We start from the raw sequence: 15736 nt of genomic DNA on the forward strand, positions 1-15736 counted from the left end.
GCTCACAGCAGCATCAAGTCTTGCGTCACGTCGAACTTGCACTCGACGCGGTGGCGTTTTGCGCCGCAGATGTCCGGGTTGTAGCGCGGGTAGCTGACCGGCTTGCCGATATTGCTCATCGAGCGGGTCAGCGCTTCGGTGCTGCAGGCGTCCGGCAGCTTGCCCTTGACGTAGGCGACATACGCCGCGTTGAAGCGGAAGGTGCCGGCGATGCTCAGGCGCTGCGTTGTCGGCATGGTCGCGGGCAGCTTCTGGAAACGGGTGATGTCGAGCACCAGCCGGGCTTGCGGATCCTGCTCGGCCAGGGCGTAAAACTGCCCGTAGGCGCTGCCGGTATAGTCTTCCAGGGTCTCGTTGGCGTCATTCTTGATGCGATAGTAGGCGCCCGATGCGCCTGGCGTGCCGGGCTTGGGGAATTGATAGCTGCCCGGGGCGATCGGCAGCTCCACCAGCCCGGTCGATATGGCATGGGTGCGGCCGATGCTGCCGGCGTGCAGCCCGAGTCCCAGGTTGGCGGTGGCGGCCGTGGTGCCCAGGCTGGCGACGCTGACATCCTTGCCGCTGGCGCTGAAGGCGGTGGCGCCATCGATGATGCAGCTCATCGTGTTGGCCGCGCCGGGGGCGTCCTTGGCCTGCGCGGCCCGGTCGTGGCATGCGGCCAGCATGGCGGCCAGCACGCAGCATCCCATCAGGTTCCTGTTCAAGTCATCCTCTCCATGTCGGTCACGCCGGTGGCGTCGCAGGCTCTTTTATACACCATGGCGCGCTACAATTGATACCAAATGGAAATCTGCCGGAGATGGCAAGCCGGCGGATCCGGTGGTCTTTTTACGATAGGAAGTGCTGGAATGATATTCACGCCCGCAATGCGCCGTGCCGCGCTCATGGCGATGTTTGCCCTTGTCCCGTTCGCCGCGAGCGGGGCGGGAATGGCCGTGCCACCAGCGTGCGGGAGGGCGTATGCGTCCATGACCCCGGAGCGCCTGGAGGCGCTGATTCATGAGGGTGGGGAGCATATGCACTGTGCTGAAGAGCGGCTGGTGGCTTTGGGCGAGCAAGCCGTCCCTGTGCTGATCCGGCTCCTCCATGATGGCCGGCCCGCTTCGTATTGCGTCGCCACCAAGGCGATTGCGCGGCGCGAGGCGCTGGCCGGTGGCCGGCCTGAGGAATCGGACAAGGAGTTTTTTTATCCGCACTGATGTGCATCGGCGGGCCGCCGCGCGCTTCCGCGCAGTCGGCGGCGCACTATCTGTTGGCCCAATATGGCGATCCGGAAGACGAGGCGAAGGTAAGCGCAAAGGGTTTCGCCCTGTTCTGGAAGTTCACTGAAGGATATGAGCGCGAGCGCTTTGCAGCACTGCCGCTGTTGCTGGCTGAGGAAAACCTGACCGCGCAGACGGTATCGGTGCTGGGGCCCTTCCTGGCCGATCAGGGCGGGCGGGCCGCAGCCGTGCTGCCGGCGTTGCGGGCCGGCTTGCGTCTGCCGCCCATCGGCCCCGGCCTGGTCGACGCTTTTCTCAGCGTGCAGGGAAACGAGATCGGGATTGCGCATCTTCTCACCGTGTATGCGGCCAGCAGCGATGACGCGATGCATACGGCGATCGAGGCCGCGCTCAGGAAACGGGCGTCGCCGGCGGAACTGGACAGGCGTCTTCTCACTGCCGCCAACAAGCCGGCCTTGTTGCCTGCGGCATTGGACCTGATGAGACGGGGAATGGCATCGCCGGCGACCATCGCCTACTTTATCGAGCGCTTGAGCGATCCGTCGGCTGCCGATGTTTTTACCGCGCTCGGGCAAGACATTCCGCAGGCGAACCAGCGCTTGCGCGCACTGCTGGCGGCGACGGACGGCGCGGACGGCGTGCGGCGCGCCGCGCTGTCAAAGGCGGTCGCCAGGACCGCTCCGCTGGCGGAGCGCGGCTCGCGCGCCCTGGCGGCGGGCAGCGCCGATCCCGCGCGCGGCTGCACGGCGCCGGCCTGCTTTGCGGTGGCATGCCGCTCCGCCAGCCTGCTGGCCAGCCTCGGGCCAATCCCGCCGGCCGATTCCGGCGTGCTGAAAACCGCCTATCGGGACGCTTCCCGCGCCAACGCGACGCAGTGCCTGGCCACGGTGTCGAACATGCTCGCGGACCTGCACAGCCGTGATGCGCTGGAATTTCTCTATGAGGGTTTTTTGGGCGGCCTCAATGAGGAACACATGTACTTGCTCAGTCAAATCCTGCAGCGCCAGATCGGGCTGGTCTTGCCGCGCATCGAGGCCGACATCGGCAGCCTGCGCGACGGACCGCTGGCCGCCGTCGAGTCCCTGTTATCCGCGCCCGCCGCCGAGGATGCCCTGCAGCGGCAGCGCGCGCGCGTGCTGCCGGCCGTGCTGGCGCTGCCATTGCGGAACGATGCGGACGAATTGGTGCCCGAGCCGATTTCCGGCTACGGCCTGGTGATCCGCAGCGGCCCCGGTATCCTGATCGGGCGCTACCCCGCGACCCGGGGCGCCCTGGCGGTGCGGCGCATCGGACAACTGGCGCCGATGACGCCCGCGGTGGTGAGCGCGCTGCTGCGCGTGGCGGCCGGCCCGTACGACGAGGCGGGCTACCAGGCCGTTGCCGTGCTCGATAGAATCAAGAATGACGACCCCGGCCTGCGCGCCGCGCGTTTGAAGGAAATCCAGAAACTGCTCGCGCAGACCCCGCCCGGTTTTGCGCATACGCGCCTGGGAATGCTGGAAATGTATTGCCGGTCTTTATCCGACGACGATGCCAGCCCGGCGGCCGAGATGGATTGACGCCCCACGCTTTAGACAGCATGCTCTAACATAGCCCACTAGAATGGGCAGCAGCCTGCCCGATCCCCACTTCATCAATGGAGTTGCCCAATGGAAAAAAAACTCAAGCCGCAAACGATCGACGAAGACGCCCAGCTCACCGACACCGTGCGCAGTTCGGCGCATCAGGTCTGGCAGGCCGGCCTGGGCGCGTTCGCCAAGGCGCAGCAGGAGGGCACACGGGTCTTCAACAAACTGGTCGAGGAAGGCAACGAGCTGCAAAAACGCACGCGCTCGATGGCCGGGGACAAGGCGGGCGACGTGGCCGATGCCGCCGCCGATGTGGCCGACCTCGTGGCCCGCCAGGCATCCGGTTCGTGGGACAAGATGGAGCAGGTGTTCGAAGACCGGGTCACGCGCGCGCTGGCCACGATGGGCGTGCCGACCCGGCAGGAAATCGATGCGCTGGCCTTGAAGGTCGAGCAATTGAGCAAGCAGCTGGAAGAGTTGGGCGCGCAAGCCCCCAAGGCGGCGCCCAGGACGGCGGCCAGGAAGGCGGCAGGGAAGACGGCTGGGAAGACGGCCAAGCCAGCCGCCAGGACGGCAGCGGCGCGCACGCGCAAGCCCGCGCTCAGCAAAGCGTCCGCGCCGAAGGGCGGCAAGGGCGAGTGACCGTACGGCGGGGTATCGTCATTGACCCTGTGAATACATGGGTGTTCGGTGTTATGCTTGCGTGAGAAAAAACACCGACCGCCCCGCCATGCTACAAAAAGCGCCACGCCGCACCCGAGAACGCATCCTGGAATTGTCGTTGCGGCTGTTTAACGAGTTCGGCGAGCCGAATATCACGACCACCGTGATCGCCGAGGAGATGAATATCTCCCCGGGCAATCTGTACTACCATTTCCGCAACAAGGACGACATCGTCAACTCGATCTTCGTGCAGTTCGAAGCGGAGATCGAGCGCATCCTGACGGTGCCGGACGGGCGCCGCTCGAACATCGAGGACGTGTGGATTTACCTGCACCTGATGTTCGAACTGATCTGGCGCTACCGCTTCTTCTACCGCGACCTGAACGACCTGCTCTCGCGTAACCGCAAGCTCGAACTGCATTTCAAGCTGATCCTGGCGCACAAGATCAAGGTGGCCAAGGAATTGTGCGAAGACTTGCGCAGCGAGAAGTCGCTCGAAGCGTCGGACGCCGACATCAATGCCATGGCCACCAACATGGTGGTGGTCGCCACCTACTGGCTGTCGTACGAATACGTGCTCAATCCGCGCAAGTATTCGGAGCAGCAGGCCATGTCGGACGCGCTGGCACGCGGCTGCTACCAGGTACTCTCGCAAATCGGGCCCTACCTGCGCGGCGACACGCATCTGCTGTTCCAGAAGCTGTCCGAGGAATACCTCAAAAAACTCAAATAAGAAGCAGGAATCAATGAAGTCAATCGCAGTTTATTGCGGCGCCTCGTATGGCGCCCTGCCGCTGTACGCGGAGGCCGCGCGCGCCATGGGGCGTGCGCTGGTGGGGCAGGGCATCGGCCTTGTGTATGGCGGCGGCAAGGTGGGCCTGATGGGCGTGATCGCCGACGAAGTGCTGCGCCTGGGCGGTGAAGCGGTCGGCGTGATTCCGCAGGCGCTGCTCGAACGCGAACTGGCGCATGACGGCCTGACCAAGCTGTTCATCGTGCGCGACATGCATGAACGCAAAGCGATGATGGCCGAACTGTCGGACGGCTTTGTCGCCATGCCGGGCGGGATGGGGACGCTCGAAGAATTGTTCGAGATGCTGACCTGGTCGCAGCTCGGCATCCACCGCAAGCCGGTCGGCGTGCTCAATGCCGGCGGTTTCTACGACCTGCTGGCCGCGTTCGTGGCACACCAGCATCGCGAAGCCTTCGTGCGCGAGGAGCATGCGGGCTTGATGATGGTCGAAGCCGAGCCGGAGGCGCTGCTGGCGCGCCTGCTGGCCAGCTAACGACGCGCCGGCCGCCCCGTGTCCGGCGCCACCGTGCTGCTGGTGCTGTTCGCCGCACTGCTGCATGCGAGCTGGAATGCGCTGGTCAAGGCGGGCCCCGATAAACTTCTCTCCACCGTGCTGGTCGCCAGCGGCGCCGGCCTGCTGGCCGCGCTGGCGCTGCCATTTCTGGCGCTGCCAGCCACGGCCAGCTGGCCGTGGCTGGCCGGTTCGGCATGCTGCCACCTGGCTTACTACCGGCTGCTGGCCGCCGCCTATGCGCACGGCGACATGAGCCACGCCTATCCGCTGATGCGCGGCAGCGCCCCCTTGCTGGTGGCGCTGGGCTCCGCCGTGCTGGTCGGCGAGACACTCAGTGCAAGGCAGTATGGCGCGATTGCGCTCATTTGCGCCGGCGTGCTGGCAATGAGCTTGTGGCGCGGTGCCGGCGCGGTGCCACCTGCGCGCCGCGCCACCCTGTTTGCCTTGCTTAACGCCGCCGTGATCGCCTGCTACACCCTGATCGACGGCATCGGCGTGCGCCGGTCCGGGGCGCCGCTGGCCTACACCTTGTGGCTGTTCGCGCTGTCGGCGCTGTCGGCGCTGGTGCTGCTCGTTGCGGTGATGGGCAGACGGCAGGCGTTGCGGGAATACGGGCGCCAGTACTGGAAAACCGGCATGCTCGGTGGCGCCGTCTCGATGGCGTCATACGGACTGGCCTTGTGGGCGATGACCGCCGCGCCCGTGGCCGTCGTCGCCGCGTTGCGCGAGACATCGATCCTGTTTGCGGCGCTGATCGCGCGCGTGTTCCTGCGCGAGCGGCTTGGCGTGCGTCGCCTGTGCGCGGTCGGCTTGATTGCGGGCGGCGCGGTGGCGATGCGCTTTGCGTAAGACTGCTTACGCCGCGCCGGATTGTGGGTAGGCCCCAGCGCCTGGATGGTCGCAACCTGACTGCATGCGCGCCTGTTCTTCCAGCAGCGCCGCGATCTGCGCCGCCGGCACCGGGCGGCTGAACAGGTAGCCCTGCATCTCGTCGCAGTCGTTATCGCGCAAGAATGTGCACTGCTGCTCGGTCTCGACGCCTTCCGCGATCACCCGCAGGTTCAGCTTGTGGCCGAGCGAGATCACGGCCATCGCGATGGCCTGGTCGTCGGTATTGTCGGCCAGTTCGCGCACGAAGGATTTGTCGATCTTCAGGGTGCTGATGGGGAAGGACTTGAGCGCCGACAGGCTCGAATAGCCGGTGCCGAAGTCGTCGATCGAGAGCGAAAGCCCCATCGCCTTGAGCTCGCGCATCTTGCCGACCGACTGCGCCAGGTCGCGCATGATCAGGCTTTCGGTCACTTCCAGTTCCAGCGCGCCCGGGTCCAGGGCGCTCTCGCGCAGGGCGGCCGCGACCCGCTCGACCAGGCGCTTTTCCTCGAACTGGCGCGGCGAGACGTTGACCGACATGGTGATTGGCTCCAGGCCGGCATCCTGCCACGCCTTGTTCTGGCGGCAGGCTGTGTGCAGCACCCAGTCGCCGATGGCGACAATCAGGCCGCTTTCCTCGGCCAGGCCGATGAAGCGCAGCGGCGACACCACGCCGTGCTCCGGATGCTCCCAGCGGATCAGCGCTTCGACGCCGAAAATGAGGCCGCTGCGCAGGTCCACCTTGGGCTGGTACAGCAGGTGGAACTGGCCCTCGTCGAGGGCGCCGCGCAAGCCTTCGAGCAGCATCAGTTTTTCTTCCACGCTGGCGTTCATCTCGCGCGCGTAGAACTGGAAGTTATTGTTGCCCATCTCCTTGGCGCGGTACATGGCGGCGTCGGCGTTCATCATCAGGGCGTTCGGATCGGCGCCGTCGCGCGGGTACATCACCACGCCCATGCTGCAGCTGACCTGCACTTCCTGGCCACCGAGCAGCACCGGTTCGGTGACCGCCTGGCGGATTTTTTCGAGGAGGGGGGCGACCGCCATCGGATTGTCGGCCTGGTCGGGCAGGATGATGATGAATTCGTCGCCGCCGAAGCGGCCCAGGGTATCCTCGCGCCGCACGCAGGCGCTCATGCGCGCGCCCACGACTTTCAGCAGTTCGTCGCCGGCGTTGTGACCTAAGCCGTCGTTGACCAGCTTGAAGCCATCGAGGTCGATGAAGGCCACCACCACGCAGCGCCCGCGCCGCTGCGCCTGCAGGATGGCCTGGTCGAGGCGGTCGCGGATCAGGCTGCGGTTGGGCAGGCCGGTCAATTCGTCGTGGTGCGCCATGTGGCGGATGCGTTCCTCGGCCACCTTGCGCTCGGTGATGTCGCGCACGATCGCCACCACGCCGCCTTCGACCGCCACCACCTGGCGGTGCAGCCAGCAGGTGCGCTCGCCGCTCAATTCGGCCAGCCATTCGGCTTCGTGCACGCCGCCGGCCAGGGTGACCTTGATCAGGTCCTCGAAAATGCCATTGTCGCGAAAGGCCGGCAGCATGGCCGACAGGCGCAGGCCGCGCAGGCTCGGTTTGTCCATGCCGGCCAGCTTTTCGGCGCGCGTGTTGGTCGCTTCGATGACGAAGTCGGCGATCGCGCCGCCCTCGGCACTGATGCTGCGCATGACGAAAAACGCGTCCAGGCTCGCTTCCGAGGCGGCGGCGTAAGTCTCCTGGGCGCGGCGGATGCGGCGCCGCGTGCGCGTGAGCTGCCACGACCAGCCGCATACCAGGGTGACGATGATGACCAGCAGCGCGCTGCCGCTGCCGGCCACCCACAGGTAATTGCGGCGCTGCTGCTCGAAGGCGGCCATCGATTCGTGTTCGGACAGGCCGACCAGCGCGGTGAGCGAAGAGCCGTGCAGGCGGCGCACGCTGGTGTAGCGGCGCACGCCGTCCCAGGCGTTGGCGACGACCTGGCCGGCGCCGGCCTCGCGCGCCAGTTGCGGCGCGCGCTGGCCCCACACCACCTTATCGCCGATGCGCAGGGCGCGGAACACGCCGTCCGTGCCGTACAGGCCGAGCGCGCCCGACTCGCCCAGGCGCGAACGCTCGTAGCCGCTGGTGAAGTAGCCCGGGTCGACTTCGACGATGACCACGCCGGCGAAGCGGCCATCCTTGTCGTTCAGGCGCCGCGTGAAGTGCAGGTGCCAGTCGGGATTGGCGTCGTCGCGCAGGGTCTGGCTTACAAAAGGCGTATTCGTGTCGCTGTCGCGGTGAAAGGCAAAGTAGTTCTGGGCCGAGACGTTGATCACGCGCGCCGGCGGATTGCTGGCCACCACCATGCCGCCGCGGTCGGCGATGCTGACCACGAACACCAGTCCCGAAGGCAGCAAGCCTTGCTGGTTCAGGGCCGGCAGCGCGCCGGCCGTGCCTTTCAGTTCGACCGCGTACTTGAGCACCTTGAGGGTCTGGTCGATGCTGCCCAGGTTGCGCTGCATCTGCGCTTCGTAGGTGTCGATCAGTTCCTGGCTCGATTCGCGCGCGGCGTTGCGCGCGGCCGCGCGCTCGATGCCGATGAAGTTGTCGGTGGTCATCCAGATCATCGCCAGCAGCAGCAGCGCGAACAGCGGTAGCGAGATGTGGGTTTCCAGCCCGAGCCCGACCAGGCGCGTGAGGTGGGCGCGCGCGCTGCTCATGGTCAGCGCACCACCAGCACGGCCTTGACGCTGTGGTCGAGCGCCGCCTTGTCGATGTAGCCGATCAGCGCCGGGTTATCGGCCACCATGCGGCGCACGGCGGCGCTGTCGGGCGCTTCCTGGGGGGGCTGGCCGCGCCCGGTGAAGATCATCTTGGTCCAGTAAGCTTTCAGCAGCGCCGGCGTCTTGGCGGCGACGCGCGCATAGAATTCGTCGCGCAGGCCGGTGCCGATGCGCTGGTCGAGCGCGACCGCTTCGGCGCCGTCGGGAAAGGTGCCGACCTGGCCGAGGAAGATATCGGCCACCTGGTCGGCGCGCATGCTGGCGACCGCGCTTTTGGCCGAGACGATCACCACCAGCTCGGTGCCGGCGGCGTGCAGCGGCTGCAGCGCCAGCAACGCCAGGGTGCAGGCGGCCAGCGCGCGGCGAAAGGAATGGTTATTCATGCCGGCGCCCTCAGAACACGAAATCGAGCACCGCGCTCGCGAGGTTGACGCGCGGATGCGCGCCGAAGCCCGGCTGCACGTTGAACAGGGTGCCGCGCGAGTGCTCGCCCGGCCGCACCCGGTCGTACTGGAGCTTGAGGGCGATATTGCGGCGCACATCCCAGCGCACGCCGGCGCTGGTGGTGTTCTGGACCGGCACGCTCATCAACAGGTAGTTCAAGCCTTCGTTGAGCTGGGCGGCCCGCGCGGCCAGCGCCGGCGGCAAGCCGTCGAGCGGCAGGCCGGGGTCGCGCGTCCGGCTCCTGGCCTTGGCGCTGGCAAAGGCGATGTAGGGCGTGAACGCGCCGATGCGGTAGCCGGCGCTGGAATACAAGGTAATCGACTTTCCGAAGAAGGAATGGGTGGTAAAGCGCCCGATTTCGGCCATGGCGAACCAGTTGCCCGGATCGTAGGTGGCGCCGAGGGTCAGGGCGTTGAAGCGCTTGCGCTCGACTTCATATTGACGCGCCAGCGCTTCGCCGCGCGGGCCGAACTGGCGCAAGCCGTCGAACAGGTATTCGGCCAGGTTGATCGACACCTCGCTGCTGAAGGCGCTGATACGGCCGCTCAGGGCGCCGCGTTCGGCCGTGGTCGATACGCCGGCCAGCTTGCGTGACTTGACCTTGTTGTCGCCGAGCAGATCGAGGGTGGTGCCGCCAACGACCGCCTGGCTGACGAACTTGACGCCGCTGGCGCGCCAGCGGTAGCTGACGTCGATCCCGTCGCTGTTACTGATCGGGATGGCGTCGTAGACTTCGACCGGGGTGCGCGCCCATGGATAGGCGTAGCCGATCTTGCGGTAGTCGGCCGCCAGGAATACTGGCAGTGCGATGCGGCCGATGCGCAGCGACAGGTCGGGCGTGGCCTGGTATTTCAGGTTGGCCCATTCGACGATGGGGCGGTAGCTGCGGTCGAGCCGCTGTTCGGTGATCACCTGCACCACGCCCGACCATTGCTTGTTGACGGTGACGCCCAGTTGCGCGCCGAGGCGGCTGTCCACATGCGGGCTCCAGGCCTTGGTGTAGCCGGCGCCGGTGGCCTTGAGCACGCTGGAACTGAAGTCGGCCTGGCGGTTGTCGGAATGGCTCACCGCAGCCGTGCCGAAGCCGCCGAATGTCCAGTTCAGGGCATCGGGATCGGCCGCGCGCGCGTCGACGCCGGCCAGCAGCACGGCGCCCAGGGCGCAGGCGCGCGTGACGACGAGATGGGCGGGGCGTGGGTAAAACTTGTGCATGAATTAAGTCCGGTGGAACATGCCTTGCGGAGGCGCAGCACGGTGGTGCGCGCGCGAGCGAAGGGCCAGGTGCGGGGGGTGGTTTTTTGTCAGGCAGGCGGGAGTCGGGCCGGCGCGGGTTCAGACTCGACTTTATAGAGCAGGGTGGCGCTTGTCGATGATTATCCTGCCGGACGTAATCGTCCTGATAACTTGTGCTGCGGAAATGCAACATTCGGTGAGAATCGACTTTCGCGCGCAAGGCGGGCGATACCGAAACGGTGATCGCGCGATGTAAAAAAGTCATTGTCCGGCGCGGGCGGGGCGGCCTACCCTGCATTGGCAGGACAAGCACATAACAAGATCGGAGACCCATGTTAACACCACTACTGGCGGCGCTTTGCCTCGCCCTGGCCGCCGCCCCGGCGCCAGCCATCGAACTGGCTGGCGTCAAGAATGCCCACGACCCCGGCACCATCACCAAGGACGGCGACACGTACTTCAACTTCACCACGAGCGACGAGGGCATCTGGCACTCGACCTCGAAGGACCTGGTGAGCTGGTCGGCGCAGACCAAACCGGTGTTTGCCACCTATCCGGCCTGGATCGCCAACAAGATCCCGGGCTTCAAGGGCTCGATGTGGGCGCCCGACGTGATTCATATGAACGGCTACTACTACCTGTACTACTCGGTGTCGCAATGGGGCACGACCACCTCGGCGATCGGCGTGGCGCGTTCGGCGTCGCTCAAAAATCCGTCCTGGACCGACCTTGGCATCGTGGTCGAATCGTTCGGCGGGTTCACGGAGATCAACGCGATCGACCCGGCCCTGATGCGCGACCATGACGGCAAGGTGTATTTGTCGTACGGCTCGTTCTTCGGCGGGATCGGGGTGGCGCAGATCAACCAGGCCACCGGCAAGCTGGCCGGCAGCGTGACCAAGATACTGGGCGGCGCACATCAGGACATCGAGGCGCCCTACATCACGCGCAATGGCGGGTACTACTATTTGTTCGTCAACCGCGGCGCCTGCTGCAAGTGGGCCGACAGCACCTATTACGTGGAAGTGCAGCGCGCGACCAGCATCACGGGGCCGTATTCGGGCGTGCGCACCATCCTGCCGGTCAGCGACGGCAAGTACCGGGGACCGGGCCACGTGGCGGTGCTCAAGCAGGATGGCTGCAATGTCGTCTCCACCCATTATTACGACCTGGCCGACGGGGGCAAGGCCAAGCTGGATATCCTCAAGATGACGTACAGCGGCGGCTGGCCGGGCATGACGCGCAATTTCACCAGCTTTGCCGGCTGCGGCGGCATCAGCGACGGCGCCTATGCGATCAAGTCGCGCGCCAGCGGCAAGGTGCTGACGGTGGCCGGCGCGGCAACGGCCAATGGCGCCATGGTGCAGCAGGCTGCCGACAGCGGGGCGAAGCACCAGTCGTGGTATGTGGTCGGGCAGGGCGATGGGTATTACAGCATCATCAACGCGGGCAGCCTGCGCAGCCTGGATAACTACGGTAACTCCAGCACGGCCGGCACCCCCATCGCGCAGTGGGATTACTGGGCCGGCGGCGGGCAGCGCTGGCGTTTCGCCAGCCTGCCCCCAAGCTGGCGTTTCGCCAGCTTGGGGGCAGGCTGGAACACGGTGAGCAACCAGTTGAGCGGCATGGCGCTCGATGTCAAGGGTGGCAGCACACAGGACAATGCGGCCATCATCCAGAATCCGCTCAACAACGCCGCCAGCGAGCAGTGGGCGCGCAGCGGCGTTAGCCGCTTACCAGAGGCGCTGGCCTGACACGTCGAGCTGCGTCAGGTACAGCCTCAGGTCGAATTCGTACTGGTGGTAGTTCGGTTCCATATAGCAGCACAGCTTGTAGAACGCCTTGTCGTGCTGCTTTTCCTTGACGTGCGCCAGTTCGTGCACGGCGATCATGCGCAGGAATTCGAGCGGCGCATCCTTGAACACGGTGGCCACGCGGATCTCGTGCTTCGACTTGAGCTTGTTGCCCTGGACCCGCGAAATAGTGGTGTGCAGGCCGAGCGCGTGCTGGATCACGTGGATCTTGCTGTCGAAGGCCACCTTGTTGATCGGGTCGGCATTGCGCAGGAATTCGGTCTTGAGGTCCTGCACATAGTCGTACAGGGCTTTGTCGGTCCGTACGCCGTGGGCGGCGGGATAGCGCTTCTGCAGCACTTCGCCGAGCTTGTTTTGCTCGATTAGCGCGGTCACTTGCGCGAGCGTCTGGTCGGAATAGGCGCCTAGATATTTGAGGGGTTGCATAAGAGCACTTTACCATACCGGGCCGCCGCGTTGCCTCCGGATATACTTTGCCGGGCCATCTCGGCGGCGTCACCGGTGCGTGCGTTTGGCCCGCCTCATGGCATCATATAACGATGAAAGTCCTGAAAAATCCGTTCGCCACTGAACTGCTTGCCGACCCGGTTGGGCGCGAGCAGCTTCGCCGTTTCGTCGTGAGTCGGCGACCGGCTGCGCTCTCCACGGAGCAAGGAGCTGATGCCCGGTACAACATTCGCCGTCTCAAGACAGGTGGCACGGTAAAGGCCGAGTTCGTGCCCGAGGCCAAAGCCGCCTGACATCCCGGACCCGTATTGCTCGCCCGGCAGCCCCGCTGCCGGGACCACCGGGCGCCTCACAGCAGCAGATTATCGTTGCTGGCCTTTTCAAAACTGGCGCGGGTGGCGTCTTCGTCGCGCAGGCCGAACGCGTAGTTCGCTTCCAGCCACATGACGTTGATGATGGCGGCCGACAGGGCAAGGCCGATCCCTAATATCCAGGCAAAATACCACATGGTCTGCTCCTAATAAGATTCGTGTTCGTTTTCGCGGATGTGCGCGGCGGTGACCTTGCCGCGCATGATCGAGTACACCCAACTGGTGTACAGCACCACGATCGGCAGCATGATCACCAGCACCCAGAACATCACGCCCAGGCTCTTGTGACTGGCCACCGCATCCCACGCGGTCAGGCCGCTGCCGGGCGAGAGCGATGATGGCATGATGAAGGGGAACATGGCCGCGCCGGCCGTCAGCAGGATCGATGCCACCGACACGCCGCTGGCCAGGAACGCCGCCAGGCTGCGGCGCGCCGCGCACAAGGCCACCGCCAGCGCCGCGCCGAGCAGGCCGAGTACCGGGAAGGCGATCGTGAGCGGCCAGCGCGCGTAGTTATCCATCCACGCGCCAACGCCGCGTTCGACCACTTTGGCGGTCGGCATGAAGGCGCTGTCGACCGGCGGCATCGAGACGATGCGATAGCCGTCCATGCCGATGGCGACCCACACGCCGGCCAGCGCGAACGCGGCGATGGTGAGCCCGCCGGCCGCCATGGCCGCCTTGCGCGCGCGCGCGGCGATGACGTCATCGGTTTTTTGGGCCAGGTAGGTGGCGCCGTGCATGGCCAGCATCGACACGCCCAGCACGCCGGCCAGCAGGCCGAAAGGATTGAACAGGCCGAAGAAGCTGCCGGTGTACTCCATGCGCATGGTGTCGTCGTAGTGGAAGGGCACGCCCTGCAGCAGGTTGCCGAAGGCGATGCCGAAGATTAGCGGCGGCACGAAGCCACCGGTGAACAAGCCCCAGTCCCAGGCATTGCGCCAGCGCGGGTCGGCCAGTTTGCTGCGGTAGTCGAAGCCGACCGGCCGCAAGAACAGCGCAAAGAGCAGCAGCATCAGCGCCACATAAAAGCCGGAGAAGGCGGCCGCGTACACCAGCGGCCAGGCCGCGAACATGACGCCGCCGGCGGCGATGAACCAGGTCTGGTTGCCTTCCCAGGTCGGGCCGATCACGTTGATGATGACGCGCCGCTGCATGTCGTCCTTGCCCAGGACGGGCAGCCACATGCCGACCCCGAAGTCGAAACCGTTGGTCAGCGCGAAGCCGATCAGCAGAATGCCGACGAAGCCCCACCAGATGACTTTGAGCGTGTCGTAGTCGAAGATCATGCGGCCTCCAGCTTTTCCCAGTGATATTTACCCGTGTGCAGGGCGCTCGGGCCCAGGCGCGTAAACTTGATCATCAGCCCCATTTCGATCACCAGCAGCAGTGTGTAGAAACCGATGAAGCCAGCCAGGCTGAAATACAGGTTCGATACCTGCAGGGTCGACGCCGACAGGTGGGTCGGCAGGATGCCGGCGATGGTCCATGGCTGGCGCCCGTATTCGGCCACCACCCAGCCCAGTTCCGCCGCCACCCATGGCAGCGGGATCGAGACCACGGCCAGTTTCAGCAGCCAGCGCTGCTGCGCCAGGCGCTTGCGGATCAGGAAGTAGAACGAGGCGCTGAAGATGAACAGGAACAGGAACCCCAGGCCGACCATGATGCGGAACGACCAGAACAGCGGCGCGACCTTGGGCACGGTATCGTTGACGGCCATCCTGATCTGCGCCTCGGTGGCGTCGATCACGCGCGGCGTGTATTTTTTCAGCAGCAGGCCGTAGCCCAGGTCGTCCTTCAGGCGCAGGAACGCGGCGCGCGCTTCGGGCGACTTGTCGCCGCTTTTCAGGCGCGTGAGGGCGGCGTACGAGAGCATGCCGTTGCGGATGCGCGTCTCGTGCAGCTTTTTCAGGTCCTTGATGCCGGTGACCTTGGTATCGAGCGAGCGGGTGGCGATCAGGCCCAGGACGTAGGGAATCTTGACGGCGTAGTCGGTACGTTCCTCTTTGTCGTTGGGCAGGCCGATCAGGGTGATGCCGGCGGGAGCGGGCTCGGTTTCCCATTCCGCTTCGATGGCGGCCAGCTTGACCTTGTTGACTTCACCGGCGGTGTAGCCCGATTCGTCGCCCAGCACGATCACCGACAGGGTCGAGGCCAGGCCGAAGCCGGCCGCAATCGCGAACGAGCGCAGTGCGAACGGCACGTCGCGTGCCTTGAGCAGGTAGAAGGCGGACACGCCCAGCACGAACATCGAGGCGGTCACGTAGCCGGCGGCGACGGTGTGCACGAACTTGACCTGGGCGACCGGATTGAAGATCACATCCGCGATGCTGACCAGTTCCATGCGCATGGTCTCGAAGTTGAATTCGGCGCCGACCGGGTTGTTCATCCAGCCGTTGGCGATCAGGATCCACAGGGCCGACAGGCTCGATCCGAGCGCCACCAGGAAGGTCACGCCGAGGTGCTGCACCTTCGACAAGCGCGACCAGCCGAAGAAGAACAGGCCCACGAAGGTCGATTCGAGGAAGAAGGCCATCATGCCTTCGATCGCCAGCGGGGTGCCGAAAATGTCGCCCACGTAGTGCGAGTAGTACGCCCAGTTGGTCCCGAACTGGAATTCGAGGGTGATGCCGGTGGTGACGCCCATGGCGAAGTTAATGCCGAACAGCTTGCCCCAGAACTTGGTCATGTCGCGGTAGATTTCGCGGCCGGTCATCACGTAGACCGACTCCATGATCACCAGGATCCACGACAGGCCGAGCGTGAGCGGGACGAACAGGAAATGATACATGGCGGTCGCGGCGAATTGCAGCCGCGACAGGCTGACAACATCATCAATGGGAATCATGGCGTGGCCTTGGCAGGAAGAGAGGGTTTCGGTCGCGGCGTATCGAGCAGGTGCTGTTCCACCTGCGCGGTCGGCATGCGCATTTTTTTTACTTGGGGCGTGGAGAAGAAGGCTTTGTGGAGCATGAACAGGAGCACGACCTTCAAAACCAGCACCAGCGTGATCGCCAGTGCGAACGGGAGACGGTGGAGAAGGGCGCGCAT

17 protein-coding genes are annotated in these 15736 nt (G+C 65.3%); 8 read left to right on the forward strand and 9 right to left on the reverse strand.

Annotated elements, in window-relative coordinates; genetic code table 11:
- Positions 1-2: 2 nt before the first annotated feature.
- Positions 3-704 carry a hypothetical protein gene (locus tag PO883_RS13925; RefSeq protein WP_289310302.1) on the reverse strand — a complete coding sequence of 234 codons (702 nt, stop codon included), beginning with the start codon at positions 702-704 and terminating at the stop codon, positions 3-5.
- A gap of 144 nt (positions 705-848) precedes the next feature.
- Between PO883_RS13925 and PO883_RS13930 the strand changes: the two genes are divergently transcribed.
- From PO883_RS13930 to PO883_RS13955, 6 genes are all read left to right on the forward strand, one after another.
- A complete protein-coding gene (locus PO883_RS13930; RefSeq protein WP_289310303.1) occupies positions 849-1199 on the forward strand; it encodes a hypothetical protein in 351 nt (116 codons plus the stop codon).
- Positions 1200-1252: 53 nt separating this feature from the next.
- Complete coding sequence (locus PO883_RS13935; protein ID WP_289310304.1) at positions 1253-2782, forward strand: hypothetical protein; 1530 nt, start codon at positions 1253-1255, stop codon at positions 2780-2782.
- Positions 2783-2872: 90 nt separating this feature from the next.
- A complete protein-coding gene (locus tag PO883_RS13940) occupies positions 2873-3433 on the forward strand; it encodes a phasin family protein (RefSeq protein ID WP_289310305.1) in 561 nt (186 codons plus the stop codon).
- Positions 3434-3521: 88 nt separating this feature from the next.
- Positions 3522-4187, forward strand: coding sequence for a TetR/AcrR family transcriptional regulator (locus tag PO883_RS13945; RefSeq protein WP_054263370.1), 666 nt, complete (start codon positions 3522-3524; stop codon positions 4185-4187).
- A gap of 13 nt (positions 4188-4200) precedes the next feature.
- On the forward strand, positions 4201-4740 hold the full coding sequence (locus PO883_RS13950; RefSeq protein WP_289310306.1) for a TIGR00730 family Rossman fold protein: 540 nt from the start codon (positions 4201-4203) through the stop codon (positions 4738-4740).
- Between the two features lie 18 nt (positions 4741-4758).
- A complete protein-coding gene (locus PO883_RS13955; protein WP_289310307.1) occupies positions 4759-5610 on the forward strand; it encodes a DMT family transporter in 852 nt (283 codons plus the stop codon).
- Positions 5611-5616: 6 nt separating this feature from the next.
- On the opposite strand, the gene PO883_RS13960 is transcribed toward PO883_RS13955, so the two are convergent.
- The 3 genes from PO883_RS13960 to PO883_RS13970 are packed head-to-tail and all read right to left on the reverse strand — an operon-like array spanning position 5617 to position 10032.
- On the reverse strand, positions 5617-8313 hold the full coding sequence (locus PO883_RS13960; RefSeq protein WP_289310308.1) for an EAL domain-containing protein: 2697 nt from the start codon (positions 8311-8313) through the stop codon (positions 5617-5619).
- Positions 8314-8315: 2 nt separating this feature from the next.
- Positions 8316-8759 carry a phosphate ABC transporter substrate-binding protein gene (locus PO883_RS13965; RefSeq protein ID WP_289310309.1) on the reverse strand — a complete coding sequence of 148 codons (444 nt, stop codon included), beginning with the start codon at positions 8757-8759 and terminating at the stop codon, positions 8316-8318.
- Positions 8760-8769: 10 nt separating this feature from the next.
- Positions 8770-10032 carry a hypothetical protein gene (locus tag PO883_RS13970; RefSeq protein ID WP_289310310.1) on the reverse strand — a complete coding sequence of 421 codons (1263 nt, stop codon included), beginning with the start codon at positions 10030-10032 and terminating at the stop codon, positions 8770-8772.
- Between the two features lie 353 nt (positions 10033-10385).
- Here PO883_RS13970 and PO883_RS13975 point away from each other — a divergent pair, with 353 nt between their 5' ends.
- Positions 10386-11807 carry a family 43 glycosylhydrolase gene (locus tag PO883_RS13975; protein WP_289310311.1) on the forward strand — a complete coding sequence of 474 codons (1422 nt, stop codon included), beginning with the start codon at positions 10386-10388 and terminating at the stop codon, positions 11805-11807.
- Here PO883_RS13975 and PO883_RS13980 read toward each other — a convergent pair.
- A complete protein-coding gene (locus tag PO883_RS13980; RefSeq protein WP_289310312.1) occupies positions 11787-12293 on the reverse strand; it encodes a YgjP-like metallopeptidase domain-containing protein in 507 nt (168 codons plus the stop codon). The two genes, PO883_RS13975 and PO883_RS13980, sit on opposite strands and share 21 nt — an antisense overlap.
- Before the next feature lie 113 nt (positions 12294-12406).
- Here PO883_RS13980 and PO883_RS13985 point away from each other — a divergent pair, with 113 nt between their 5' ends.
- Entirely contained in the window at positions 12407-12607 is a 201-nt protein-coding gene (locus PO883_RS13985; RefSeq protein ID WP_289310313.1) for a hypothetical protein, read from the forward strand.
- A gap of 56 nt (positions 12608-12663) precedes the next feature.
- Here PO883_RS13985 and cydX read toward each other — a convergent pair whose 3' ends face one another.
- From cydX to cydP, 4 genes are read right to left on the reverse strand one after another with little or no spacing between them, the layout of a single operon-like run.
- Positions 12664-12822, reverse strand: a complete 159-nt coding sequence (gene cydX / locus PO883_RS13990) for a cytochrome bd-I oxidase subunit CydX (RefSeq protein WP_289310314.1) — start codon at positions 12820-12822, stop codon at positions 12664-12666.
- Positions 12823-12831: 9 nt separating this feature from the next.
- Positions 12832-13974: a cytochrome d ubiquinol oxidase subunit II gene (cydB, locus tag PO883_RS13995; protein WP_289310315.1), complete on the reverse strand. Its 1143-nt coding sequence runs from the start codon at positions 13972-13974 to the stop codon at positions 12832-12834.
- Positions 13971-15533 (reverse strand): cytochrome ubiquinol oxidase subunit I, encoded by a 1563-nt coding sequence (locus tag PO883_RS14000; RefSeq protein ID WP_289310316.1) that lies wholly within the window; start codon positions 15531-15533, stop codon positions 13971-13973. Before PO883_RS14000 ends, cydB begins: the two co-directional genes overlap by 4 nt.
- Entirely contained in the window at positions 15530-15736 is a 207-nt protein-coding gene (gene cydP, locus PO883_RS14005; protein WP_167088492.1) for a cytochrome oxidase putative small subunit CydP, read from the reverse strand. Before cydP ends, PO883_RS14000 begins: the two co-directional genes overlap by 4 nt.

Origin of the sequence: Massilia sp. DJPM01 (genome assembly GCF_030348125.1) — a bacterium.
In the GTDB taxonomy this organism is placed as follows: Bacteria; Pseudomonadota; Gammaproteobacteria; order Burkholderiales; family Burkholderiaceae_D; genus Telluria_A; species Telluria_A frigida.

Coding starts and splice junctions, on each gene's coding strand:
- PO883_RS13960 (WP_289310308.1), bottom strand. CDS start 8,313: ATGAGCAGCGCGCGCGCCCACCTCACGCGCCTGGTCGGGCTCGGGCTG.
- PO883_RS13975 (WP_289310311.1), top strand. CDS start 10,386: ATGTTAACACCACTACTGGCGGCGCTTTGCCTCGCCCTGGCCGCCGCC.
- PO883_RS13970 (WP_289310310.1), bottom strand. CDS start 10,032: ATGCACAAGTTTTACCCACGCCCCGCCCATCTCGTCGTCACGCGCGCC.
- PO883_RS13930 (WP_289310303.1), top strand. CDS start 849: ATGATATTCACGCCCGCAATGCGCCGTGCCGCGCTCATGGCGATGTTT.
- PO883_RS13985 (WP_289310313.1), top strand. CDS start 12,407: ATGAAAGTCCTGAAAAATCCGTTCGCCACTGAACTGCTTGCCGACCCG.
- PO883_RS13950 (WP_289310306.1), top strand. CDS start 4,201: ATGAAGTCAATCGCAGTTTATTGCGGCGCCTCGTATGGCGCCCTGCCG.
- PO883_RS13980 (WP_289310312.1), bottom strand. CDS start 12,293: ATGCAACCCCTCAAATATCTAGGCGCCTATTCCGACCAGACGCTCGCG.
- cydP (WP_167088492.1), bottom strand. CDS start 15,736: ATGCGCGCCCTTCTCCACCGTCTCCCGTTCGCACTGGCGATCACGCTG.
- PO883_RS13940 (WP_289310305.1), top strand. CDS start 2,873: ATGGAAAAAAAACTCAAGCCGCAAACGATCGACGAAGACGCCCAGCTC.
- cydB (WP_289310315.1), bottom strand. CDS start 13,974: ATGATCTTCGACTACGACACGCTCAAAGTCATCTGGTGGGGCTTCGTC.
- PO883_RS14000 (WP_289310316.1), bottom strand. CDS start 15,533: ATGATTCCCATTGATGATGTTGTCAGCCTGTCGCGGCTGCAATTCGCC.
- cydX (WP_289310314.1), bottom strand. CDS start 12,822: ATGTGGTATTTTGCCTGGATATTAGGGATCGGCCTTGCCCTGTCGGCC.
- PO883_RS13945 (WP_054263370.1), top strand. CDS start 3,522: ATGCTACAAAAAGCGCCACGCCGCACCCGAGAACGCATCCTGGAATTG.
- PO883_RS13965 (WP_289310309.1), bottom strand. CDS start 8,759: ATGAATAACCATTCCTTTCGCCGCGCGCTGGCCGCCTGCACCCTGGCG.